Annotated in this window: 27 protein-coding genes and 1 other RNA gene; 12 read left to right on the plus strand and 16 right to left on the minus strand. The window is 66.2% G+C overall.

Annotated elements, in window-relative coordinates:
• Positions 1-187: 187 nt before the first annotated feature.
• From dnaJ to hrcA, 4 genes are all read right to left on the minus strand, one after another.
• Positions 188-1,324 carry a molecular chaperone DnaJ gene (gene dnaJ / locus AC1DIQ_RS07620; protein ID WP_121042065.1) on the minus strand — a complete coding sequence of 379 codons (1,137 nt, stop codon included), beginning with the start codon at positions 1,322-1,324 and terminating at the stop codon, positions 188-190.
• A 164-nt stretch (positions 1,325-1,488) separates the two neighbouring features.
• On the minus strand, positions 1,489-3,417 hold the full coding sequence (dnaK, locus tag AC1DIQ_RS07625; protein ID WP_121042063.1) for a molecular chaperone DnaK: 1,929 nt from the start codon (positions 3,415-3,417) through the stop codon (positions 1,489-1,491).
• A 175-nt stretch (positions 3,418-3,592) separates the two neighbouring features.
• Positions 3,593-4,108, minus strand: a complete 516-nt coding sequence (gene grpE, locus AC1DIQ_RS07630; protein WP_121042061.1) for a nucleotide exchange factor GrpE — start codon at positions 4,106-4,108, stop codon at positions 3,593-3,595.
• Positions 4,109-4,190: 82 nt separating this feature from the next.
• On the minus strand, positions 4,191-5,258 hold the full coding sequence (hrcA, locus tag AC1DIQ_RS07635; RefSeq protein WP_088433152.1) for a heat-inducible transcriptional repressor HrcA: 1,068 nt from the start codon (positions 5,256-5,258) through the stop codon (positions 4,191-4,193).
• 125 nt (positions 5,259-5,383) lie between these two features.
• On the opposite strand from hrcA, the gene recN reads away from it, so the two are divergent.
• Entirely contained in the window at positions 5,384-7,045 is a 1,662-nt protein-coding gene (recN, locus tag AC1DIQ_RS07640) for a DNA repair protein RecN (RefSeq protein WP_478049767.1), read from the plus strand.
• Positions 7,046-7,171: 126 nt separating this feature from the next.
• On the opposite strand, the gene fur is transcribed toward recN, so the two are convergent.
• Positions 7,172-7,579 (minus strand): ferric iron uptake transcriptional regulator, encoded by a 408-nt coding sequence (fur, locus tag AC1DIQ_RS07645; protein ID WP_070470227.1) that lies wholly within the window; start codon positions 7,577-7,579, stop codon positions 7,172-7,174.
• Between the two features lie 104 nt (positions 7,580-7,683).
• Here fur and AC1DIQ_RS07650 point away from each other — a divergent pair, with 104 nt between their 5' ends.
• On the plus strand, positions 7,684-8,076 hold the full coding sequence (locus AC1DIQ_RS07650) for an outer membrane protein assembly factor BamE (protein ID WP_121042056.1): 393 nt from the start codon (positions 7,684-7,686) through the stop codon (positions 8,074-8,076).
• Between the two features lie 16 nt (positions 8,077-8,092).
• On the opposite strand, the gene AC1DIQ_RS07655 is transcribed toward AC1DIQ_RS07650, so the two are convergent.
• The gene (locus AC1DIQ_RS07655; protein WP_121042054.1) at positions 8,093-8,353 is read right to left on the minus strand and encodes an RnfH family protein; all 261 of its coding nucleotides are present in this window, start codon (positions 8,351-8,353) and stop codon (positions 8,093-8,095) included.
• Positions 8,354-8,356: 3 nt separating this feature from the next.
• Positions 8,357-8,785, minus strand: a complete 429-nt coding sequence (locus tag AC1DIQ_RS07660; RefSeq protein ID WP_026069778.1) for a type II toxin-antitoxin system RatA family toxin — start codon at positions 8,783-8,785, stop codon at positions 8,357-8,359.
• Positions 8,786-8,842: 57 nt separating this feature from the next.
• On the opposite strand from AC1DIQ_RS07660, the gene smpB reads away from it, so the two are divergent.
• Positions 8,843-9,346 carry an SsrA-binding protein SmpB gene (gene smpB / locus AC1DIQ_RS07665; RefSeq protein WP_088433158.1) on the plus strand — a complete coding sequence of 168 codons (504 nt, stop codon included), beginning with the start codon at positions 8,843-8,845 and terminating at the stop codon, positions 9,344-9,346.
• Between the two features lie 57 nt (positions 9,347-9,403).
• On the opposite strand, the gene AC1DIQ_RS07670 is transcribed toward smpB, so the two are convergent.
• Positions 9,404-10,129, minus strand: coding sequence for a hypothetical protein (locus tag AC1DIQ_RS07670; protein ID WP_478049768.1), 726 nt, complete (start codon positions 10,127-10,129; stop codon positions 9,404-9,406).
• Positions 10,130-10,320: 191 nt separating this feature from the next.
• On the opposite strand from AC1DIQ_RS07670, the gene AC1DIQ_RS07675 reads away from it, so the two are divergent.
• The 4 genes from AC1DIQ_RS07675 to AC1DIQ_RS07690 all read left to right on the plus strand — a co-directional run bounded on the left by AC1DIQ_RS07675 (position 10,321) and on the right by AC1DIQ_RS07690 (position 12,561).
• On the plus strand, positions 10,321-10,674 hold the full coding sequence (locus AC1DIQ_RS07675) for a hypothetical protein (RefSeq protein WP_121042052.1): 354 nt from the start codon (positions 10,321-10,323) through the stop codon (positions 10,672-10,674).
• A 107-nt stretch (positions 10,675-10,781) separates the two neighbouring features.
• Positions 10,782-11,184: a transfer-messenger RNA gene (gene ssrA, locus AC1DIQ_RS07680) on the plus strand.
• 162 nt (positions 11,185-11,346) lie between these two features.
• Positions 11,347-11,685, plus strand: coding sequence for an Arm DNA-binding domain-containing protein (locus AC1DIQ_RS07685; RefSeq protein WP_478049769.1), 339 nt, complete (start codon positions 11,347-11,349; stop codon positions 11,683-11,685).
• Complete coding sequence (locus AC1DIQ_RS07690) at positions 11,686-12,561, plus strand: tyrosine-type recombinase/integrase (protein ID WP_478049770.1); 876 nt, start codon at positions 11,686-11,688, stop codon at positions 12,559-12,561.
• On the opposite strand, the gene AC1DIQ_RS07695 is transcribed toward AC1DIQ_RS07690, so the two are convergent.
• Positions 12,549-12,761 carry a hypothetical protein gene (locus AC1DIQ_RS07695; RefSeq protein ID WP_152151607.1) on the minus strand — a complete coding sequence of 71 codons (213 nt, stop codon included), beginning with the start codon at positions 12,759-12,761 and terminating at the stop codon, positions 12,549-12,551. The two genes, AC1DIQ_RS07690 and AC1DIQ_RS07695, sit on opposite strands and share 13 nt — an antisense overlap.
• Before the next feature lie 1,068 nt (positions 12,762-13,829).
• Here AC1DIQ_RS07695 and AC1DIQ_RS07700 point away from each other — a divergent pair.
• Positions 13,830-14,075, plus strand: coding sequence for a helix-turn-helix transcriptional regulator (locus tag AC1DIQ_RS07700; protein WP_461770374.1), 246 nt, complete (start codon positions 13,830-13,832; stop codon positions 14,073-14,075).
• 139 nt (positions 14,076-14,214) lie between these two features.
• Here AC1DIQ_RS07700 and AC1DIQ_RS07705 read toward each other — a convergent pair whose 3' ends face one another.
• The 3 genes from AC1DIQ_RS07705 to AC1DIQ_RS07715 are packed head-to-tail and all read right to left on the minus strand — an operon-like array spanning position 14,215 to position 16,643.
• Positions 14,215-14,526: a hypothetical protein gene (locus AC1DIQ_RS07705; RefSeq protein WP_152151603.1), complete on the minus strand. Its 312-nt coding sequence runs from the start codon at positions 14,524-14,526 to the stop codon at positions 14,215-14,217.
• A 55-nt stretch (positions 14,527-14,581) separates the two neighbouring features.
• A complete protein-coding gene (locus AC1DIQ_RS07710; RefSeq protein ID WP_478049771.1) occupies positions 14,582-15,133 on the minus strand; it encodes a TetR/AcrR family transcriptional regulator in 552 nt (183 codons plus the stop codon).
• A gap of 4 nt (positions 15,134-15,137) precedes the next feature.
• A complete protein-coding gene (locus AC1DIQ_RS07715; RefSeq protein WP_478049772.1) occupies positions 15,138-16,643 on the minus strand; it encodes an MFS transporter in 1,506 nt (501 codons plus the stop codon).
• Between the two features lie 211 nt (positions 16,644-16,854).
• On the opposite strand from AC1DIQ_RS07715, the gene AC1DIQ_RS07720 reads away from it, so the two are divergent.
• Positions 16,855-17,124, plus strand: coding sequence for a hypothetical protein (locus AC1DIQ_RS07720; RefSeq protein ID WP_478049773.1), 270 nt, complete (start codon positions 16,855-16,857; stop codon positions 17,122-17,124).
• A gap of 4 nt (positions 17,125-17,128) precedes the next feature.
• Here the strand turns inward: AC1DIQ_RS07720 and AC1DIQ_RS07725 are convergent, their stop codons facing one another.
• Entirely contained in the window at positions 17,129-17,464 is a 336-nt protein-coding gene (locus AC1DIQ_RS07725; protein WP_226956590.1) for a hypothetical protein, read from the minus strand.
• Between the two features lie 127 nt (positions 17,465-17,591).
• Positions 17,592-17,768, minus strand: a complete 177-nt coding sequence (locus tag AC1DIQ_RS07730; protein WP_193222755.1) for a hypothetical protein — start codon at positions 17,766-17,768, stop codon at positions 17,592-17,594.
• A gap of 270 nt (positions 17,769-18,038) precedes the next feature.
• Here AC1DIQ_RS07730 and AC1DIQ_RS07735 point away from each other — a divergent pair, with 270 nt between their 5' ends.
• The 3 genes from AC1DIQ_RS07735 (at position 18,039) to AC1DIQ_RS07745 (ending at position 20,143) form a co-directional block, all read left to right on the plus strand.
• Entirely contained in the window at positions 18,039-18,449 is a 411-nt protein-coding gene (locus AC1DIQ_RS07735) for a g-type lysozyme inhibitor (RefSeq protein WP_121041930.1), read from the plus strand.
• A 55-nt stretch (positions 18,450-18,504) separates the two neighbouring features.
• The gene (locus AC1DIQ_RS07740; RefSeq protein ID WP_152151596.1) at positions 18,505-19,173 is read left to right on the plus strand and encodes a hypothetical protein; all 669 of its coding nucleotides are present in this window, start codon (positions 18,505-18,507) and stop codon (positions 19,171-19,173) included.
• Positions 19,174-19,270: 97 nt separating this feature from the next.
• A complete protein-coding gene (locus AC1DIQ_RS07745; protein WP_121041926.1) occupies positions 19,271-20,143 on the plus strand; it encodes an endonuclease/exonuclease/phosphatase family protein in 873 nt (290 codons plus the stop codon).
• A gap of 141 nt (positions 20,144-20,284) precedes the next feature.
• Here the strand turns inward: AC1DIQ_RS07745 and AC1DIQ_RS07750 are convergent, their stop codons facing one another.
• Positions 20,285-21,715: an efflux transporter outer membrane subunit gene (locus tag AC1DIQ_RS07750; protein ID WP_282259571.1), complete on the minus strand. Its 1,431-nt coding sequence runs from the start codon at positions 21,713-21,715 to the stop codon at positions 20,285-20,287.
• Positions 21,709-22,446 (minus strand): SDR family oxidoreductase, encoded by a 738-nt coding sequence (locus AC1DIQ_RS07755; protein WP_121041922.1) that lies wholly within the window; start codon positions 22,444-22,446, stop codon positions 21,709-21,711. Before AC1DIQ_RS07755 ends, AC1DIQ_RS07750 begins: the two co-directional genes overlap by 7 nt.
• Positions 22,447-22,452 lie beyond the last annotated feature (6 nt).

Below are 22,452 nucleotides of genomic sequence, written 5' to 3' on the forward strand. Positions count from 1 at the left end.
CCGACATTTTACGCCTGCGAGTCTCTCCAGGCGCGGCGGAAGGTGGGTCGAGCGGTGGACCGTGTCGAGAGCACCGGCGGCCCGGAGAGGCCCGCTTTTCCGCGCGCGGACCACACACCGCCGTCCGCGCACAAAAAAGCCCCCTGTTTCCAGGGGGCCTTCGGTAGTTCACAGGAACCCGTGACGCTTACGACGTCATCCGGTCCCAGAAGCCCTTCACGCCATCGATAAAGGTCGCCGACTTCGGCGAATGCTTGCGCGCTTCCTCACCGGTGAAGGTGGTTTCGAACTGTTCCAGCAGCTTGCGCTGCTCCGGGGTGAGGTTGACCGGGGTCTCCACCACCACGCGGCAGTACAGGTCGCCTTCGCTGCGGCTGCGCACCGAACGCACGCCCTTGCCACGCATGCGGAACAGTTTGCCGGTCTGGGTCTCGGCCGGGATGCGGATCTCGGCATAACCCCCCAGCGTGGCCACACGGACGGTATCGCCCAGGGCGGCCTGCGAGATGCGGATCGGCACTTCGCAGTGCAGGTCGTCGCCGTCGCGCTGGAAGATGGCGTGCTCGCGCACCCGCACTTCCACGTACAGATCGCCCGCCGGGGTGCCGGCCGGACCGGCCTCGCCTTCACCGGACAGGCGGATGCGGTCGCCGGTGTCGACGCCCGCGGGCACCTTGACCGACAACACCTTGTCTTCCTCGACACGGCCATTGCCGTGACAGGTCTTGCAGGGGTTCTGGATGATCTGGCCACGGCCGTTGCAGTGGTGGCAGGCCTGCTGCATCGCGAAGATGCCGCGCTGGATGCGCACCTGGCCCTGGCCACGGCAGACCGAGCAGGTCTCGACCTTGCCATCTTCCGAGCCGCTGGCGTTGCAGTCATCACACTCGACCAGACTCGGAATCTCGATGCGGCGCTCCACGCCCATCACCGCTTCTTCCAGGTCCAGCTCCATCACGTAGCCGATATCGGCGCCACGACGGGCCTGGCGCGGACCACCACCACCGGCGCCACCGCCGAAGATGTTGCCGAAGATGTCACCGAAAATATCGCCCATGTCCGGGCCACCCGGACCACCGCCACCGCCGCCCATGCCGTGCTCGAACGCCGCGTGGCCGTGGGCATCGTACATCCGGCGCTTGTTGCCGTCGGACAGGGTTTCGTAGGCTTCCTTGCACTCCTTGAAGGCAGCCTCGGCCTCGTTGTCACCCGGATTGCGGTCCGGATGGAACTTCATCGCGCAACGGCGATAGGCCTTCTTCAGTTCTTCATCGCTGGCGGTGCGGGACACGCTCAGCACTTCGTAGTAATCGCGCTTGCTCATAACTTGAATCGGGTTCCGGAAGTCGGGATTCGTCAAAGCGGAAGAGCGGCACCAGGTCCGCTCTTTCGCCGGGCGCCCCGACAGGCCGGGATACGGCTGTCAGGACCAGAAGGGGGATATGACAACGGGACGCTGCCTGCGCAACGTCCCGTGTCGTGTCCGGATCAGGACTTCTTGTCGTCCTTGACTTCGGTGAACTCGGCGTCGACCACATCGTCGTGCGCGCCGCTGTTGCCACCGGCATCCGGGCCCGGTGCCGCGCCACCCTGCTCGGCCGCCGCGGAGGCCGCGAACAGGGCCTGGCCGGCTTCTTCCAGCACCTTCGACTTGGCTTCGATCTGTGCCTTGTCATCGCTCTTCATCGCGATTTCCAGATCGGCCAGGGCCGACTCCACCTTGCCGATCACGTCGCCACCGACCTTGCTGCCGTGCTCGGTGATCGCGGTACGGGTACCGTGGATCAGCGCGTCAGCCTGGTTGCGGGCCTGGACCAGCTCATGGAACTTCTTGTCTTCTTCGCGGTTGGCTTCCGCGTCGGCGACCATGCGTGCGATCTCGTCCTCGGACAGACCCGAACCGGCCTTGATCTCGACCTTCTGTTCCTTGTTGGTCTTCTTGTCCTTGGCCGACACGTGCAGGATGCCGTTGGCGTCGATGTCGAAGGACACTTCCACCTGCGGCAGGCCGCGCGGCGACGGCTCGATGCCGGAGAGATCGAACTTGGCCAGCGACTTGTTGAAGCGGGCCTGCTCACGCTCACCCTGCAGCACGTGCACGGTCACGGCCGACTGGTTGTCCTCGGCGGTGGAGAACACCTGCGAGGCCTTGGTCGGGATGGTGGTGTTCTTCTCGATGATCTTGGTGAACACGCCACCCAGGGTCTCGATGCCCAGCGACAGCGGGGTCACGTCCAGCAGCAGCACGTCCTTGACGTCGCCGCCCAGCACGCCGCCCTGGATCGCAGCACCCAGTGCCACGGCTTCGTCCGGGTTGACGTCCTTGCGCGGTTCCTTGCCGAAGAACTCGGTCACGGCCTGCTGCACCTTCGGCATGCGGGTCTGACCGCCGACCAGGATCACTTCACCGATGTCGCTCGAACGCAGGCCGGCATCGTTCAGCGCGATGCGGCACGGCTCGATCGACTTCTTGATCAGGTCTTCCACCAGCGCTTCCAGCTTGGCGCGGGTCAGCTTGATGTTCAGGTGCTTCGGACCCGACGCGTCAGCGGTGACGTACGGCAGGTTCACTTCGGTCTGCTGGCTGGTGGACAGCTCGATCTTGGCGCGCTCGGCGGCGTCCTTCAGGCGCTGCAGGGCAAGCGGATCCTTGCGCAGGTCGATGCCCTGGTCCTTGTTGAACTCGTCGACGAGGTATTCGATGACGCGGTTATCGAAATCTTCGCCGCCCAGGAAGGTGTCACCGTTGGTGGCCAGCACTTCGAACTGCTTCTCACCGTCGACGTTGGCGATCTCGATGATCGACACGTCGAAGGTGCCGCCGCCCAGATCGTACACAACGATCTTGCGGTCACGGCCGTCACCCTTGTCCAGGCCATAGGCCAGGGCAGCAGCGGTCGGCTCGTTGATGATGCGCTTGACTTCCAGACCGGCGATGCGGCCGGCGTCCTTGGTGGCCTGGCGCTGGCTGTCATTGAAGTAAGCCGGCACGGTGATCACGGCCTCGGTGACGGTCTCACCCAGGAACGCTTCGGCGGTCTTCTTCATCTTCTCCAGCACGCGGGCGGAGATTTCCTGCGGGGCCATCTTCTTGCCGTCGCTGGTCTGGACCCAGGCGTCGCCGTTGTCATGGGCCAGGATGCCGTAGGGCACGTGCGCGATGTCCTTCTGGACTTCAGCGTCGGTGAACTTGCGGCCGATCAGGCGCTTGACAGCGTAGAAGGTGTTCTTCGGGTTGGTCACCGCCTGGCGCTTGGCCGAGGCGCCGACCAGGACTTCGCCGTCCTTGGTGTAGGCGACGATGGAGGGCGTGGTGCGATCGCCTTCCGAATTTTCGATGACGCGGGCCTTGCCGCCGTCCATGATCGCCACACACGAGTTGGTGGTGCCGAGGTCGATACCAATGATCTTGCCCATGAGGGAGACTCCTGAAAGTTCTGGGTACATCCGGCAGCTGCCGGGTTATGAATGGGATGTGTGGGACGCTGCGGACACTTTCAAGCCGTCCATCAAACACAGTGTCCGATGGCGACCCAACGCGTTCAGCGTCCGGTCGAACCGCCGGGCCTGGCCCGGCGGACCGACCCGTGGGTCAGTCGCGGGCCACCACGACCAGCGCCGGCCGCAGCAGGCGGTCGTTGAGCAGGTAGCCCTTCTGGAACACCTGCACCACGCTGCCCGGCGCCGCGCCGGGCGCGTCGACCTGGCTGATGGCCTGGTGGTGGTCCGGGTTGAAGGTCTGGCCGGTCGGGTCGAGCAGGGTCAGGCCATTGTCGGCGGCGACCTTGAGCAGCTGCTTGTAGGTCAGTTCGAGACCTTCGCGCAGCGGGCTCGGCTCGCTGCCGGCGGCATTGAGGCCGGCATCGAGGCTGTCGAACACCGGCAGCAGCTCGCCAAGCAGCTTTTCGTTGGCGAAGCGGCGCGCCTGTTCCACGTCGCGGGCAACGCGCTTGCGCTGGTTGTCCAGGTCGGCGCGTTCGCGCAGCGACTCCGAACGCAGCAGGGCCAGCTCGTTGTGCAGGCTGTCCAGCTGCTGCTGCAGGGACGGCTCAGCGCCGGGCTCGCCGGCGGGATTCTGGGATGCGATATCTGACTGATCTTGGTTCATTTCCGGATCCTTGGCGGTGACTCTCCGCCTCCACCCACCCCTATGTGGGCGCGGCTACGGGATTCAAGAGTCCAGGGCCGCTTTATGCGCGATCGCGGGACAATCCGCCGCCAGCGGGCGAGCCCAGCGCGGCCCCCAGCACCTGGGCGGTGGCTTCCACCAGCGGGATCATGCGGTCGTAGGCCATCCGCTTCGGGCCGATCACCCCCAGCACCCCCAGCACCTGGCCATCGGCCGAGTACGGGGCGGTGACCAGCGAGACGCTCTCCAGCGGCATCACCCCGGTCTCTTCGCCGATGAAGATGCGCACGCCCGGGGCCTGGATGGTGCGCTCGAGCAGCTGCAGGATCTCGCGCTTGCTGGCGAACACATCGAACAGCTCGCGCAGGCGCTCCAGATCGGACAGGTCCTGCACGCCCATCAGGCGGGTCTGCCCGGCCAGCACCATGTCATCGGCCGGCGGCACCATCGCCTGCTCGGCCAGTTCGATGCTGTGCGCCAGCAACTGCTCCATTTCCGACTGCGCATCGCGCAGCTCCAGCAGCAGGCGGGCCCGGATCTCGGCCAGCGGCCGACCGGCGCAGTTGGCATTGAGGTAGTTGGCGACCTGCTCCAGCTCCCCGGGATTGAAGCCGCGGCGCGGCTCGATCACCCGGTTCTGCACCTCGTTGTCGGCGAACACCAGGATCGCCAGCACCCGGCGCGCGTCCAGCGCCACGAAATCGATATGCCGGAAGGCGAACTGCTCCCGGCGCGGGGCGCTGACCACCCCGACGAAATGGCTCATCGCCGAGAGCAGCTCCGAGGCACTGCCGAGCAGAGCCTGGGTGCCGGTGCCGGTGGCCAGCTCGGTGCGCAGGCGGCTGAGCTCGCCCTCGCCCGGCGGCTGCATCTTGACCAGGCTGTCCACGAACACCCGGTAGCCGTGCGCGGTCGGCACCCGGCCGGCCGAGGTGTGCGGCGAGCTGAGCAGGCCGAGGTCTTCCAGGTCGCCCAGGATGTTGCGGATCGTGGCCGGGCTGACGTCCAGGCCGGCATGCCGGGCAAGGGTCTGCGAGCCGACCGGCTCCCCATCCTGGATGTGGCGCGCGATCAGCGTCCGCAGCAGATGGCGGGCGCGCGGGGCGAGATGGGACGCGGAAGGATGCATGGAATCAGCCTGTGAGACGCCCACTTAGATAATGGCTGCACGGCGCGTTGGCAAGTCATTGGAGACGCCCTCGGCCCATGCTAGCGTGCGCGGCTTGGAGACACCCCTCGTGTACAACGTAGACCATGCTTAGACATCTATCGATCAAGGATTTCGCGGTCGTCCGCGCCACCGAGCTGGAATTCGGCGCCGGCATGACCGTGGTCTCAGGTGAAACCGGCGCGGGCAAGTCGCTGATGGTGGACGCGCTGGGCTTTTTGTCCGGGCTGCGCGCCGACAGCGGCGTGGTCCGCCACGGTGCCGCGCGCGCCGAGCTCTCGGCCGAATTCGCGCCGCTGGCCGACGCGCCGGCCCGCCAGTGGCTGCGCGACAACGAGCTGGACGACGAAGAACAGTGCCAGTTGCGACGGGTTATCCGCGCCGACGGTGGCTCGCGCGCTTTCATCAACGGCCGCCCGGTGACGCTGACCCAGCTGAGCGAGCTGGCCAGCATGCTGGTCGAAATCCACGGCCAGCACGAACAGCAGGCCCTGCTCTCGCGCCCCTCGCAGCTCTCGCTGCTGGATGCCTTCGCCCGCAACGACGCCGAGCGCGCCCAGGTCCGCCAGACCGCGGCACGCTGGCAGACGCTGGTCGATGAAGCCGAGGCGCTCTCGCGCCAGGGCGACGTGAGCGACCGGATCGGCTACCTGGAGCACCAGCTCAGCGAGCTCAAGCGTGAGGATCTGGACCCGGCCTCGATCGCCACCCTGGGCAGCAGCCACCGCCGCCAGGCCCATGCCAGCGCGCTGATCGGCGCCTGCGACGTGGCCGTCAGCCGCCTCAATGGGGATGACGAGGTCTCGGTCCTGCAGCTGCTGCAGCAGACCCGCCATGACCTGGCCCGCGTGGCCGAACACGACAGCCGACTCGGCGAGGTCGATGCCCTGCTCGACAGCGCCGCCATCCAGCTGGACGAAGCGCTGTCCCTGCTCGATCGCGTGCATGACGACCTGGATGCCGACCCGGAGCAGTTCGAGGATATCGAGCGCCGTCTCGGCCGCCTGCACGACCTCGCCCGCAAGCACCGCGTACCGATGGAAGCGCTCGGCGAGCACCGCGACGCAATGGAGGCTGAAGTCGAGCAGCTGCGCGGTGCCGACGAGCGCCTGCAGACACTGGCCGGCGAGATCGACCGTGCCGCCGGCCAGTGGAAGACCGTGGCCGAGGTGCTCAGCGCCAGCCGCCGGAAAGCCGCCAAGGCCCTGTCGGACACCACCACCACCCTGATCGGCGAGCTGGGCATGGGCGGCGGTCAGTTCCTGATCGATATCGAGCCGCAGACCGTGGCCAAGCCGGACCCGAACGGCGCCGAGCGGGTCGAGTTCCTGGTCGCCGCCAACGCCGGCCAGCCACCGCGCGCCCTGCGCAAGGTCGCCTCGGGTGGTGAGCTGTCCCGTATCTCGCTGGCGATCGAAGTCGCCGCGCTGGGCCTGGACGCGGTGCCGACCATGGTCTTCGACGAGGTCGATTCGGGCATCGGCGGCGCCGTGGCCGACATCGTCGGGCAGAAGCTGCGCGCTTTGGGCGAGAAGCGTCAGGTGCTGTGCGTCACCCATCTGCCCCAGGTCGCCTCCAAGGGCCACGCCCACTACCGGGTCAGCAAGGCGCCGGTGGACGGCATGACCCAGAGCGCGGTCGAAAAGCTCGATACCAAGGCCCGCGAAGAAGAGCTGGCCCGGATGCTGGGCGGCGTGGAAGTCAGCAAGGAAGCCCGGGCGGCGGCGCGCAAGCTGCTGCAGGCCTGAGGCCCCCGTGATCGGCTAGTGCCGGCCGCTGGCCGGCGCCCCGCCGGAACCGGCGCCTCCCCCTGAAAACGAAAACCCCGGGCATGCCCGGGGTTTTTTGATCGCATCCGGGCGGCCTGCAGGCCGTTACCGACGCTTCTTGCGGACGTAGAGCACCAGCGAGTGCTCTTCCAGCTCGTAGCCATGGTCGGCCGCGATCTTGCGCTGCAGCTCCTCGATCTCATGGCTTTCGAACTCGATGATCTTGCCACTGTCGACATCGACCATGTGGTCGTGGTGGCCACCGCGGTCCAGCTCGTAGACGGCCTGGCCACCTTCGAAATTGTGCTTCAGCACCAGGCCGGCGGCCTCGAACTGGGTCAGCACCCGGTACACCGTGGCCAGGCCGATCTCATCCCCGTGCTCCAGGAGCTGGCGGTAGATGTCTTCGGCGGTCATGTGGTGACTGGCATTGCGCTGCTCGAGCAGCGCCAGGATCCGCATACGCGGATGGGTCACCTTCAGGCCGACTTTGCGCAGGTCGTGGGTTTCCATACTTCTCCGTTCATTGGCGATTTAGCGCCAGCTGCCTCGGATTGGGTCGCGGCGACACGTCAGGAGTGTATCATCGACTCGATTTCCCCAAACGCCATTCCCCGATGCGCAATCTCCTGCTGGTCGCCGCCGTTGCCCTGTCCACCACGGGCTGCGGCATCATTTACAAGCAACCCATCTATCAGGGCAACCTGATCCGGGAGCAGGCCGTCGGTCAGCTGCAGGTGGGCCAGAGCAAGCAGCAGGTCAGTGCCCTGCTCGGCACGCCCTCCGTCGCGGACCCGTTCCATGCCCAGCGCTGGGACTACACCGCCAGCCAGCGCGTGAACCGCGTGGGCAAGACGGACGTGAAGAACTTCACCGTCTACTTCGAGAACGACGCGGTCACCCGCTGGGACGGCGAGTACTTCGCCAGCGATGATGCCCAGCTGGCCCGCAGCACGGTGCGCCAGTTCGGCCGCAACCTGCCCAAGGACAAGAAGAAGCGCGGCCGCTGAGGCCTGACTTCTTCACTCAGCCGCCGGCGCGTGCGCGCCGGCGGCGGTTGTCTTTCGGGTCGGCCAGCAGCGGACGCAGCAGCTCGACCCGGTCGCCCTCGCGCAGCACCTGATCCGGCTTGGCCAGCAGGCCGTGCACGGCCACTGCCGGGCATTGCGCGCTGCCGTCAATGGCGGCCACGGCGATGGCCTGGGCGATCGTAGTGCCTTCGGGCAGCGACAGCACCCGCGACGCGGCCCGATCGGGCCAGGCCAGCACCACCTCGACGGTGATCACGGCTCAGTCCTGGGCGTCGGCGACGCGGACGAAATCATTCACCATGCGGTCGGCCAGGCCCTGGAAGCCCAGCGCCAGGGCCGGACCGAGCAGGCGTGAGGTCGGCTCGAACTCCAGCGTCAGCGTGACCTTGCAGGCGTCCTCGGCCAGCGCATGGAATTCCCAGCGCCCGTGCAGGCGCTTGAACGGCCCGTCCTTGAGCTGCATATCGATGCTGTGCGGGCGCTGCAGCGTGTTCTCGGTCATGAACCAGGTCGAGAACGACCCAAAGCCCAGATCCAGGCGCGCAACCAGGCGGTCCGGGCCGGACTCCAGGATCTGCGAGGCCGAACACCAGCGGAAGCGGCGCGGATAGGCGTCAATATCATTGACCAGGTCGAACATGCGGGCAGCCGAATGTTCGACCAGGGCACTACGTCGGATAGTTGGCATGCGATACAGATGTCTGATGAATCGACCGGGCGTGCCCGAATCGGAGACAATAGGGAAATGAGCAAGAACAGCGGCAAGGATAAAGCAAAGGACGCGACGGCCAACAAAACCATCGCGCTCAACAAGCGTGCCCGTCACGAGTACCACATCGAAGATCGCTTCGAAGCCGGCCTGGCCCTGCAGGGCTGGGAGGTGAAGTCGATCCGCGCCGGGCGCGGCAACATCATCGATGCCTACGCCTATGTGCGTGATGGCGAGATCTACCTGATCGGTGCGCAGATCACCCCGTTGATCCAGGCCTCTTCACACATGGTGGCCAACGACCGTCGCGAGCGGAAGCTGCTTCTGCATCGCAGCGAGATCGACAAGCTGATCGGCAAGGTGCAGCGCGATGGCTACACGATCGTGCCCACCGCGATGTACTGGAGCAAGAACAAGATCAAGCTCGAGATCGCGCTGGCCAAGGGCAAGCAGACCCACGACAAGCGCGATGCCGAGAAGGACCGCGACTGGGCGCGCGAGAAGTCGCGCACGATGCGCCGGCACAACCGCGACGCGTGATGGAACGCGTGGCGGGCCTGTATCTGCGCAAGCGGCGGTAATGCCCTGCCCGCGCGGTCAGCGCTGGGTATCGTCCGGATCCACCTGATACGGTCGCATCTCCACCGGCGGCGGGTCCACACCGTGCTTCTGGCGATACAGCGCATTGAGATGCAGATTCAGGTGCAGCGCCTCGGCCTCGGCCAACAGGCGCTGCTCGCTGGTCAGCCGCCCACCCAGCATCATTTCCCGGTGCAGCGCCGTGGTGAGGTCGCCGCGCATTTCGGCCACGCGGGATATCGCGTAGGCCTCGGGAATCCCGGCCGCATGGGCGCCCGCCTTCCAGGACGACAGCAGGCTCAGCGCGAACAGATCGCCTTCCGCGCCTGCGGCCAGCAGACGGCTTTCAGCCGTCGGATCGGCGCCCAGCCGCCGCGCATCGCGCATCGTGGCCGCCACCGTGTCGCCTGCCCGTGCCGCCTGGTCAAGCTCGGCATCGGACGCCCGTTGATAGCGGGTCCACTGCGCGCCATTGGGGAAGCCGTGCTGGTCGAGCCAGCGCCGCTCCTCCGGGTGACCACTACTGAAGGGGTCTTGGGCGATTTCCAGGCCCTCCCGCGAGCGGCGGAGATCGGGGAAGGGATGCGGCGGCTTGGCCGACGGGGTCGCCGCCGCGTCAACTGAAGGGCTGGCCACCTGTCCTATCGGTTTTGACGCCTGCCCTGCCCCGCCTGGCGCCTGTGCCCCCGACATCGACAGCCACACGCTGGCTGCCCCGAGCATCGCCGCCACCAACACCGCCACTGCGATCCACACCTGCTTTTTCAACACGCCATCCCTGTCTGCAACCGCTCTTCCGGGGCCGGATTGTAGTCCGCACGTGCCCTAGGGCGCCTGCCCCACCTGACCCGCGGACGCCAGCGGGACAACGATCTTTCCCCGCCAACCCCGCACAACTGTCAGAATCCCCGCATTGATACGGAAAGGATCCGCGCGTGACTCTCGAAACTACCCCGGCACCCGCACTGGCGGCGGACGAACTGACCACCCTGCGCGCCGACGTGGCGGCGCTGGAGTTCATCTTTGACGAACTCGCCCGCGCCATGGACCCGGCCGCGCTGCTCAAGGTGCTGACCTACCTGATCCGCAACGCCAAGCGCGTTGCCTCGGAAACCCAGAGCTACGACAGCCTGGAGCACCGCCGCCTGGTGGCACAGGTGGAATCGCTGATGGCCCGGGTCGAACCGCAGGCCAAGAAGCAGGCGATGACCGTGCGTAACGAGCACAACCGCCTGAAGAAGGAAAAGGCCCGCCACAAGGCCGACAGCCGCCGCCAGCTGCAGAAGTAAGCCCTTGGCGGGCAAGGTGACTGTTCAGCTGGATTGGAGTAGCATCCAACCCGTCAAGTAGAGCTCCGGTGCTGTTTTCCGGATGAAGTACGGTTCTTGAAGAAACCGGGGGTGCATTGGTTTCGACGGGGGTTGTGAAGTTACTTGGTGCATGCCGAGGGGGCAGCTTTCCTCGTTAATCCAGCAGCAAACTTTTAGTTGCCAACGACGACAACTACGGTTCGAACGACTTCGCAATCGCTGCCTAAAAACAGCTTTAGCGTTTAGTTCTACAGCCGCCTTAGGCGAACCCCCGAACCTACTTGTGCCCGTGCTCGTAGATGTAGGGTCATTATCACGGAACCGGTTGTGATGGCTGCCTGTCAGTCACGACTTAACTAAAGCAGGCTGGTCCTGGGGTGCGCTTTGCACACCGTGCTGCCACAGGATGAGATTCAACGGTGAGCTAAGCATGTAGTACCGGGGATGGAGTGCCTTCGGACGGCGGTTCAATTCCGCCCACCTCCACCATTAGACGGTCCCACAAGGACCACAGAAAGCCGGAACCTCCCGTCAAACAAGGGGTTCCGGCTTTTTTGTTGTCCGGCGTTGTCCGGCCTGTTCCGTTGCAGCCCATGAGACGCTGGGGGTATATCTAGGGGTACAAGCCTGCCCTGAAAACCTTGTACCCCCATGCCCCTGTCCGATGCCGCGATCCGTCGCGTAAAGGCCACCGAGAAGCAGCAGAAGCCGTCTGACGGTGGTGGTCTGTTCCTGCTGGTCCACCCGAATGGCTCCCCCTATTGGCGCTGGAAGTACCGCGTCAACGGCAAGGAGAAGCTGCTGGGCATGGGGATCTACCCCGAGGTCGGCCTGGCCAAGGCCAGAGAGGCACGAGAGGACGCGCGGCGCCTGCTGGCCAGCGGCGTGGACCCGAGCGAACACCGCAAGGCCGCGACCGCCTCCCGTGCCGTGGCGGACGGCGAGAGCTTCGAGGTCATCGCCCGGGAGTGGCTCGCTGGACGCCCGTAGGTGCCGGCCTACCGCAAGAAGGTGATCGCCTGGTTCGAGAAGGACGTCTTCCCGTACATCGGCGCTCGGCGCGCCGGCGACCTGAAGGCCTCGGACTTCCTGCAGGTAGCCCGGCGGATGGAGGCTCGGGCTGCTTTCGAATCAGCCCACCGGGTGATGCAGCACTGCGGGCAGGTCATGCGCTACGCCGTGGCCACCGATCGCGCCGAACGCAACCCGGTAGCTGACCTGCGCGGAGCGCTGGTGCCCGCGCCGGAGAAAAACCACGCAGCCATCGTCGACCCCGTCCAGCTGGGCGGCCTACTGCGTGCCCTGCACGCCTTTCACGGCACACCGGTGGTCCAGGCCGCGCTGAAGCTGGCGCCGATGGTATTCGTCAGGCCGGGCGAGCTGCGGCAGGCGGAATGGACCGAGATCGATCTGGACGCCGCTGTATGGAGCATCCCGGCCGCGCGCATGAAGATGCGCCAGGCGCACATCCTTCCGCTGGCCCGGCAGGCGGTAGAGGTGCTGAACGAGCTGCAGAAGATCACCGGCCACGGCCTGTACGTCTTCGGCGGCGGGCGCACCGACAAACGGCCTATGTCGGAGATGGCCGTGCTGGCGGCTCTGCGTGTCATGGGATTTGACAAGGACACGGTCACCGGCCACGGCTTCCGGGCGACCGCACGCACGCTGCTGGACGAGGTTCTGGGCTACCGGCCTGACATCATCGAGCACCAGTTGGCGCACGCGGTGAAGGACCCGAACGGCAGAGCCTACAACCGGACCACGCACCTGGTGGAGCGAACCCGGATGATGCAGGAATGGGCGGACTACCTGGACCGCCTGCGCACCGGCAACGTCGTCGCCTTGCGGCCGGATCAGGCCGCCTGATCCTCGTCGAAGGGCTGCAGCCGGTTGGCGATGCCATTGAACCGCGCGGCCTCGGCGCGGAGGCGGTCAGCCCCGCGGCGGCGAGTCGCCCTCGCCCGCCAATCCCCACTGTGGTTGCTGTCCAAGTCGTCGGCCTGCTGCCATAGCGAAGCCGCCCGCGCGCGCGCCCAGCGCGCCTTGCCGATGCTCTTCTGATCCATGCAGCTACTGTCGCCGCCGGCGGTCGCACGCGCCGATACGGAGGCAACGCCGGCTGATTGCCTGCCAGGTCCGGTTCTTTCGCGGGCAGCGCGGGCCACTTCGCGCTGATCGATATCCAGGCGAATCCGCTATTAATGCCTGCCCTCCCACAGCCCCGACCCGATTACGCCAAGATCGTAGCTGTCGCAAGTGCGGCGTCCACGGTGCTAGCCGGGACGCGCCGGCGGACGACGCCCTCCCAAGAGTCTGGAGTCACATTGGCGCGCACGCAGAGCCAGTTCTAAGGCCTCCCGTGCATGTCCCTTGGAAGACGTGGAGCCCGATCGACAGCAGATTATGGCGAGCCGCTCATCGCCGACCAGGTGCGAGACTACGAAACCGCGATTCAAGCACTCGCGATCTTCGCGCGCGGAGTGCCAAAAGCTGCGCTCTCGAGGCCGATCGCTTCCGGTCTGTGGTTCTACGCAGAATTGGACACCTTCCACCCGGCGCTGACGCAGCGCGCCTTCAACCGGACTACAGGACCGCCGGAAGCGCCCGGCAGCCCCATGATGTGATGGCGTGGTTCGCCACATGCTGCGAGCGCTCCGCGGAGCGCAACGCAGAGGAACGCGCGAGAACTAGAGATTAATATCGCTATCGGCGCGTCGACGTTTTGAACCCGTAGCATACGGAACACAAATGATTGCCAGAATTCCCAACGCAACAGATAGCCCAAATAGGTACGGAACCAACCAATGCCATTGGTCAAGTGCCGACGCGAAAACAATAACGAATCCCAGGCCAAGCAGCGCAACGATCGCATAGCCTAAGAGTCGAGACGGGGGAAGCCGGCGCGGCCAAACATTCATAATCACCCTCCAAAACTCAAGAATCAATTCGCAAGTTCGCGCGATGCCACAGTTGGCGCCGGCAAGTGAAACGAACGCCGACCAGACTGAGCCACCAGCCCTAGCTACATTTGAACAATTTTACAGATAACCGACCCACCACCGGCACTAGTGCAAGCCAGCCTAGTCCCACCACCGACAGTAACAGTCCCGCCACCGGCACTAACAGAGGGGGGCATGGTCCCGCACCTTGTCCAGCACGTGCACGCTCCGATCGGGCTCTCGAATTCGACCCTCTATTCGCGCATTTCGGTCGGATCCTTCCCGAAACCGGTCACCTTGGGGAGCTCGGTTCGGTGGGTGGAATCCGAAGTTGAGGCGTGGATTTCGGAGCGAGTTTCGGAGCGGGATCATGCCAACGAAACTGGGGGTACGGCTGGGGGTACAGACCAAGATTCCAGCGTCCCGCCCCTTGCCGCATAAAGCTCGACGGTGGAAGGCAGAGCCCACCTCCACCAATTAGCCGTTTCGACGGTGCATAAAAGGCTGGAACCCTAGAGAAATCGAAGGTCCCGGCCTTTTTTGTGCCCGTCTTCCGCATCCGACGCAGACGCTCACCCCCTCACGGCAACGTAAACTTCCGCGCCATCCGCAGCGGCCACACCGAGGTGAACTGCGCACCGCCCACCAGCCGGTACGCCGCGGACACGCTGTGCAGCACGCCCATCGCCTCCAGCACATCCTTGGTCTTCCGGAACGTCGGGCGCGGATCCGCGGTGAACATGAAAAGGTTGATCTCTTTCGCGCTGACGTCGTAGCCGTCCAGCGTGGCGGCCTTGCCGAGCGCGTTGGTCAGCTCGGCCTCCAGCGTGGCCAGAAAGGCCTCGTCGTCCAGCGACTTTCGCCAGAACTTGATCACAAGCTGGTAATCCATCAGGCGTTCCCGTCGTTCAAGAAGTGAACCGCCAAGGGTACCCGCATGGCAGGCATCACGCTGTCTTTGAGGCGGCCGCAATCATCTGCGCCAGCCGGTCGGCGATGGCCTGCCGCACCTTCGGCGCCAGCCGCGAGCGCGACAGCGCTTCGAACACCCACATGCCGTCGGCGGCGAGCTTGGCGATGAACAGGTCCAGCGCAGCCGGGTCGCTCAGGTCCTGCGGCGTGGGCGGCGACCAGCGTTCGACCACATCGGTCCACGGCTGCATGTTCTCGTCGGTGGCGGCCGCGTCGAACATCAGCTGCAGTTCGGCCCGGGTGGCCGTCTGCGCGCAGGTGAGCGCGTAGGCTTGGTAGCGCTCAGTGGTCTCCGCCTCGTCGGCAGGTTTGCCCGCGGCATCGATCATGCTCGCCTCCCACACGCTGGCCAGGTGCTGGTGGATGCCCTGCAGCAGCGCATCACGCGAGGGGAAGTGATACAGCAACCCGCCCCGGGCGATGCCGGATTCGGTGGCGACCGCTTCGAAGGTCAGCGCGGTGATGCCGTCGCGTTCGATCACGCGAACGGCGGCATCGAGGATGTTGGTTCGGTTGCTCGGGCGCATGGGCTCAGTGGGCGTGGGAGACGGTGGTGGCCGTGCCGGGGCCATGGCGGCGCAGCAGCACGCCGGTGATGACCGTGCCGACCAGCAGCACGGCGGCAATTACATACAGTACCCAAACATAGCTGGCGTCGTAGGCGCTGGCAGCGGCAGCGAGCCATCCCGCGTCAGCGCCCGGCCGGGCCGCCAAGGCGAACGCCTGCTGGATGCTCTCACCGGCACCGGCATCCACGCCGTCCGGCAGCGACACGGTGGCCGAGTACAGCGCGGCGATCAGGCTGCCCAGCAGCGAAACCGCGAACAGGCTGCCGAACTCATAGGAGACCTCCTCCACCGACGACGCCATGCCGGCGCGGTGCGGCGGCACGTTGCCGATGATCGCGGTGGAGGCGACCGAAATCGTCGCGCCCATGCCCAGCCCGGTGAGCAGCAGCCCGGCAACGGTCCATCCCAGGTCGCCACCGAAGGTCGTCGCCACCAGCAGCACGCCCGCGGTGCCGACGCCGAGGCCACCGGTGATCAAGGGCAGCAGCCCGACGCGGTGCAGGAACGCACCGCCGAAGATCGCGCTGGGCAGGCAGCCGAGCGCAACCACCGAGACCAGCAGACCCGCCTGCAGCGGCGTGTAAACCGCCACCAGCTGGAAACGCTGGGTGGTCAGCAGCTGCAGGCCCGCGATGGCGAACATCGCGAACGCGGCCGAGAGCACGCCGGCCAGGAACGGCGCGTTGCGGAAGATGGCCACGTCGAGCATCGGGTACGGCAGGCGACGCTGGCGACGCAGGAACAGCACCAGGCCGACAACGAAGGTCAGCGCGGCCCCACCGGCCAGCGGCCAGTTCGGCGGTGCATGCGCGATCTCCTTGATCGCCACCACCAGGCCGGACAAGGCCACCAGGCTGAGCAGCGAGGAGAACATATCCCACGGCCTGCTCGCATCGGGCGTGCCGTGCGGCGCGAACAGCACCGCACCGACCAGGGCCAGCAGCACGATCGGCACGTTGATCAGGAACACCGAGCCCCACCAGAAATGCGCCAACAGCACGCCGCCGACGATCGGGCCGAGTGCCGCGCCGATGATGGAGATGCAGCCCCAGACCGCGATCGCCAGGTTGCGCTCGCGCTCGTCTTCGAAGGTCAGGCTGATCAGCGCCAGGGTGGCCGGCATCATCGCCGCGGCACCCACCGCGAGCAGCGCGCGGGCCCCGATCAGCAGGTTGGCATCCGGGGCGAACGCGGCGAGCAGCGAGGCGATGCCGAAGACCACCAGGCCGATCAGGAACATCCGGCGATGACCCAGGCGGTCCCCCAGGGTGCCCGCCCCCAGCAGCAGGCCCGCCATCACCAGCGGGTAGGCGTTGATGATCCACAGGCCCTGCAGCGGGGTCGCGCCCAGTTCCTTGGTCAGCGTGGGCAAGGCGGTGTAGAGCACCGAGTTGTCGAGCGTGATCAGCAACAGGCCGGCGGCAACGGTGAGCAGCAGACTCCAGCGCTGGGTCTTGGTCGGGGTCATGGGGCGTCAGAGGGGGCAATGGGATCGTAACTATACAGGGCGTCCTGTTTGGTTTGACCCGTGTACCGCCGACGCGTTCAGCCTGCGGCGACACACCGTGTGCGCACTGCGCGCTGGCCGGTGTGCCGGCCCAACTGCGTTTACCTCATTGCAGGGGGCTCACCCGGGCAGGCAGGCGCCTGCCCGGTATGGACTGGGTCGGGGGAACGCTATGGACGGACAGAAAGAGGCTTTTCGGCTGGCGCATGCCGAGTTGGCGCAGTGCTGGGCAGGCGGGATGTCAGCCGCCGAGCGCTGGGCGGTGTATGACGCCATCCATGATCGGCTGGTCGCACAGTGGCCCAACGAGGCCCATCGCATCGTCGGCATGATGGTGATGTGGGTGACCGAGATCCGCGGCACCTGCCCGGCTCCGTATCGCACGGCAGATGCGGGCCTGAGTGACAGTGCGCTGCTGCGCGCGTGCCGTATCGATTCGTGAGGGGCTACGGCGCCGTCGGCTGGAACGGATCGGTATGGCCGGCCACTTCCATGTTGATGGCATTGATCAGGGCCGACACGGCGGTCGCCAGGCGGCGGCTGTCGGCGATGGAGCCGAAGAACAGAATCGAGGTGCCGTCCAGTTCGACCCCAGCCAGGCCAAGTTCGCCCTTGAGCGCGGCCACGCGTTCGTCGAACAGCGCCAGCCAGTGGGCATCGGGCACAACATCAAGCATGGCCACAATGGCCTCATCCGCGCCGTGATCGACAATGGTCTGCAATGTCGGGACGTCGAAACCCAGCAGGCGCGGCACGCTGCTGTCCGGTACGGGGATGCTCATGCGGGCATGGTAGCCGGTCAGCCGGGCGGGTGCCCGAAGACGTTCAGGAACACGCGATGCTTTCTCGCTGGCCGCAACACAAACGGCCCGGCCAACCCGGCCGGGCCACGGTGCGTACGGACCCGTTTTATTCTTCCTGATCGTTCTGCTGGCCCGAGCGCTGACCCTGCTGATCCTGGTCCTGCTGTTGCTGCTGCTTCTGGGCATCGCGATCGCGCTGATCCTGCTGCTCCTGCTGACCCTGCTGCGGGGCGTTGCGCTGCGGATCATTCTGACCCTGCTGCGGGTTCGGGGTGTTGGCCATTGCCGTATCTCCGGTGTTCGGCATCGAAGTGGTGCCGGTGAATCGACGCTAGGCCTGCCGGCGTTACCCATGTGTGCGTGATGGGCGCTTGTGCATGCACGCGCCGGGCACCTGCGTAAACAATTCAGAACGCACTGGAAAGCGACACCGATAGAGCACATTGCGTTCATGACCCGTCGGCGGTGAACCACAGCGCCTCGACAATCCCTTGATCGGGTCGCGCTCATGCTCGAGACGAAACACCCCTGTCGGGGCCACCAAGGACATGCCATGACGCCGCTCCGCTCGCTGCTGTTGACCACTCTGCTCGCCCTGACGCCGATGCTGGCCACCGCGGCGGACAAGGTCACCACCACCCCCGTGCACTTCACCAAGGGCGCCAGCAGTGCCACCGTGCGCGGCACGTTGTCCGGCTATGACACCGTCCGCTACACGATCGCCGCGCGCGCCGGCCAGACCATGGCGGTGACGATCGACGGCAGTCCCAATGCCAATTTCAATGTGTTTGCGCCCGGCGTGACGCCCGGCCAGGGGGAGGCACTGGGCAGCAACAACGAGAAGCGACGCTGGAGCGGCACCCTGCCGACCACCGGCACCTATGTCGTGCAGGTCTACCAGATGCGTGCCCAGGCGCGTCGCAATGAAAAGGCACCGCACAGCCTGACAGTCGCGATCCGCTGAGCCCTGTCCCGGGTATCCTCGGCGGTGCTGGCTTCCCCCTCGCAAGGACCCCGGGATGGACTTCCTCAAACTGCTGCGGTCGCTGGAAGAGTTCCTCTACGAGCTGTGCACCTGGTTCCTGTTTTTCCCACGCACGCTGTACCGCGTGATCGTGTATCCGCGGCGGATGGCCCAGTACGTGGATACCGAGCTGAAGGAAAAGCTGGAGCGCCAGTTCGACGATGCGATCAGCCCGCCCATGTTCCTGATGCTGGCGGTGCTGGTCGCGCACGGGGTGGAGCTGATGCTGCACCAGCAGGTGGTCGGCACCGGGGCGTTGTCGCGCTCGATCTTTGGCAATGAGGAGAGCCTGCTGCTGTACCGCTCGATCACGTTCGCGATCTGGCCGCTGGTGACCACCACGCACTTGCTGCGTCGCAAGCACGTGCCGATGACCCGCGAGTCGCTGCGACGCCCGTTCTTCATGCAGTGCTACCTGACCGCACCGTTCGCGGTGGCGCTGTCCACCAGCATGGTGTTCGTGCGGCTTCCGGGCCAGTTGTCGACCACGCTGGGCATCGCGGTCGGCGTGCTCGCCGCGCTCTGGTATGCGGTGGTGCAGGCCGGGTGGCTGAAGATCGCGCTGCAGCGCTCCTGGTTGAACACGATCCTGTCCACGGTGTGGGTGCTGGTGTTGGGGGCAGCGATCAATATGACGATCGGCGTGATCCTGCTTTCGAGCTGAGGGCGCCACCCCGACCAACCGCCATGTCCCGCATATCCTTTCCCTGCCCATCCATGCGACCCTTTGGGAACGATTTCATGGAATGGAGGGATTCCACATGCTGTCTCGTTTCCATCGGCCCGCGCTGCTGGCCCTGATGATGTTCGCCGCCCCGCTGGGCAGCGCCTGGGCGCAGGCACCGGACGCATTGAAGGTGATGTCTTTCAACGTACGCACACCGGCCGACACCGATCCGGGCAAGCGCTGGGAAGACCGCCGCGATGCGATGGTCACGCTGATCCGTGAGCAGAAGCCCGAGGTGATCGGCACCCAGGAGCTGGTGCAGAAACAGGGCGAGTATCTGGTTGCCCACCTGCCGGGCTACACCCTGTTCGGCAGGGACCGCCGCGGCGGCAACGGCGACGAACACATGGGCGTGCTGTACGACACGGCGCGCCTGAAAGTGCTGGAATCGGGGGACTTCTGGCTCTCCGATACACCGGACGTGCCGGGCAGCATCACCTGGGGCAACCTGTTCCCGCGCATGGTGACCTGGGCACTGTTCCAGCGTCATGCCGATGGCCAGCGCTTCTATCTGTTCAACACCCACCTGCCCTACCGTGATGAAGATGAGCCGCGCCGCGTACTCGGCGCGAAGCTGATCGTCTCGCGGCTGGCCACACTGCCCAAGGACATCCCGGTGGTGGTCACCGGCGATTTCAACAGTGAGCCCGGTAGTGAGACCTACAAGGCGTTTACCGCTGCGTTGGGCGATGCGCGAAAACTCGCCGCCAAGGTCGACGGCCCGCGCCTGACCTTCCATGATTTCACCGGCAAGCCGACGGTGGAACTGGACTGGATCCTGGTGCGCGGTTTCAGCGTGGACCACTTCAGCACGCTGGACCAGAAACCCGGTGGCGTGCTGCCGTCGGATCACTACCCGGTGCAGGCGGAACTGCGGTTCCCCGTGCCCACACCGACGGGCAAGTAAGGACACGCGCGATGGGCGGTCACTGCACCGTCCATCGGCTTGCCCCGGCCGCGCAGCGGCCCTGCGCTTACAGCAATTGACGGCTGTTGCTCAGCCTTCCATCGGGACGGCGCCCTCGCCGTCCCGTTCCCAATGGTGCGGTCAGCGCTGCGTGACTGCCACCGGGGTGTTGGCCGCATCCTGTTGCTGGCCCCAGCCACCCAACGCCTTGTACACACCCACCACGCTGACGTTGACCGTGGATTCGGCCTCGGCCAGCGCATCATCCGCAGCGAGCTGCGTACGCTGCGCATCCAGCAGGGTCAGGAAGTCTTCCGAACCCTCGCGGAAGCGGATCTGCGCCAGCTCCTCGGCGCGCCCTGCCGCCTGGGCCTGCTCGGCGACGATCGCCAGGCGGGCCTGCTGCTTGGCGTAACGCGTCAGTGCGTTCTCGGTGTCTTCCAGTGCCAGCAGCACGGCCTTTTCGTACTCGGCCGCGGCACCGTCGGCCTGTGCCTTGCTCGCGCGCAGACGTGCCTTCACCGTGCCGAAATCGAACGCGGCCCAGCTGATCGACGGGGTCACCGACCACGCCTTGTTGTTGCCGTTGACCAGGCCACTGGCGTCGCCGGACAGGAACCCGACAAACCCGCTCAGGCTGATCCTCGGGAACAGGTCGGCCGTGGCCACGCCAACGCGTGCGGTCGCCGCGGCCAGCCGACGCTCGGCCACGCGCACATCGGCGCGCTGACGCAGCAGATCGGTGGTGTCGCCCAACGGCAACGCCTTGGCGTACGGCTGCATCTCGCGCGGCTGCAGCAGGCTGTCCAGCGCATCCGGGCGCTGGCCCAGCAGCACTGCAAGACGATGACGTGACTGCACCTCGGCCACTTCCAGCAGCGGGATGTCGGCCTCAATGGCCTTCAGGCGCGCACGGCTGCTCTGCACATCCAGTTCGCTGCCGGCACCGAGTTCCCACCGGGTTTCGGTGAGCTTCTGGGTATCGCGCAGGTTGACCAGCGTGCGTTTTGCCACTGCGATGCGCTTCTGGGTACCGCGCAGCTCGAAGTAGTTGCGGGCCACTTCGGCGGCGACGGTGACCTGTGCATCGGCGAGGTTGTCCTGCTCGGCGCCCAGGTCCGCGCGCGCCGCTTCGGCGGCACGGCGCTGGCGGCCGAACAGATCCAGCTCCCAGCCGGCATCGAAGCCGAGCTGGTAGCTTTCGCTGAAGACGCGCTCGCCACCGACGGTTGCATCCGGCTGCTTGCGGCGGTCGTAGCTGCCACCACTGGTGACATGCGGCAACTGGTCCAGGCGCTGCTCGACGAACACCGCGCGGGCCTCACGCACGCGCGACATCGCGATGCGCAGGTCCAGGTTGGTACCCAGTGCTTCATGCACCAGCTGCTCCAGCACCGGGTCATCGAACTGGGCCCACCAGCTCGCCACCGGCGAGGTGGTGGTGAACACCGGCGCGGCGGCGCCCTGCAGGGTCACCGGCTCGGCCGGCGGCGCCTGGTAGTTGGGGCCGACGCTGACGCAGCCGGCCAGCAGCGCGCTGGTCACGGCCACGGTCAACAGGCGGATCACCATGGCAGCACCTCGCCGAGGTAGGTGAAGCTGCCGTTCGGGCCATCGGCATCGATCAGCGCCATGCCGACGCTGGAACGCGCGCCTTCACTGATTTCGATCTCACCCTCGCCACCGTTCATGTCGGTTTTGACGTAGCCCGGATGCACCGTGTTGACCTTGGTGGTGCTCTCGCGCAGCTCATAGGCCAGCTGCACGGTCCAGGCATTCACCGCGCTCTTGGAGGCGTTGTAGGCCGGCACCGCGAAGCCATAGATCGGCGAACCCGGCTGGCTGTGCAGGGTCAGCGAGCCCAGGATGCTGGAGACGTTGACGATGCGGCCGGCCGGCGAGGCATTGAGCAGCGGCAGGAAGGCCTGGGTGACGGCGATCACCGCGAACACGTTGGTGTCGAAGGTATCGCGCCAGGTCTGCAGGGTCTGCGCCGAGGGGGCCAGCTTGATGTCGTCGAGCAGGATGCCGGCGTTGTTGACCAGGATGTCCAGGCGGCCGTGGCGCTCGGTCACGGTCTGCACGGCGGCGGCGATGCTGGCGGCATCACCGACGTCGAGCTGGATCGCTTCCACCGGCAGGCCCTCGGCCTGCAGCTTCAGCGCCTCGGCCACGGCGACGTCGCGCTTGCGCCCGGCCAGCAGCGTATGCACGCCGGCCTGGGCCAGCTGACGGACGGTTTCCAGGCCGATGCCGCGGGTGGCACCGGTGACCAGGGCGATCTTTTGGGTAGCGGTATTCATAGGAAA

It is taken from the genome of Stenotrophomonas sp. 05L413, from assembly GCF_056397945.1.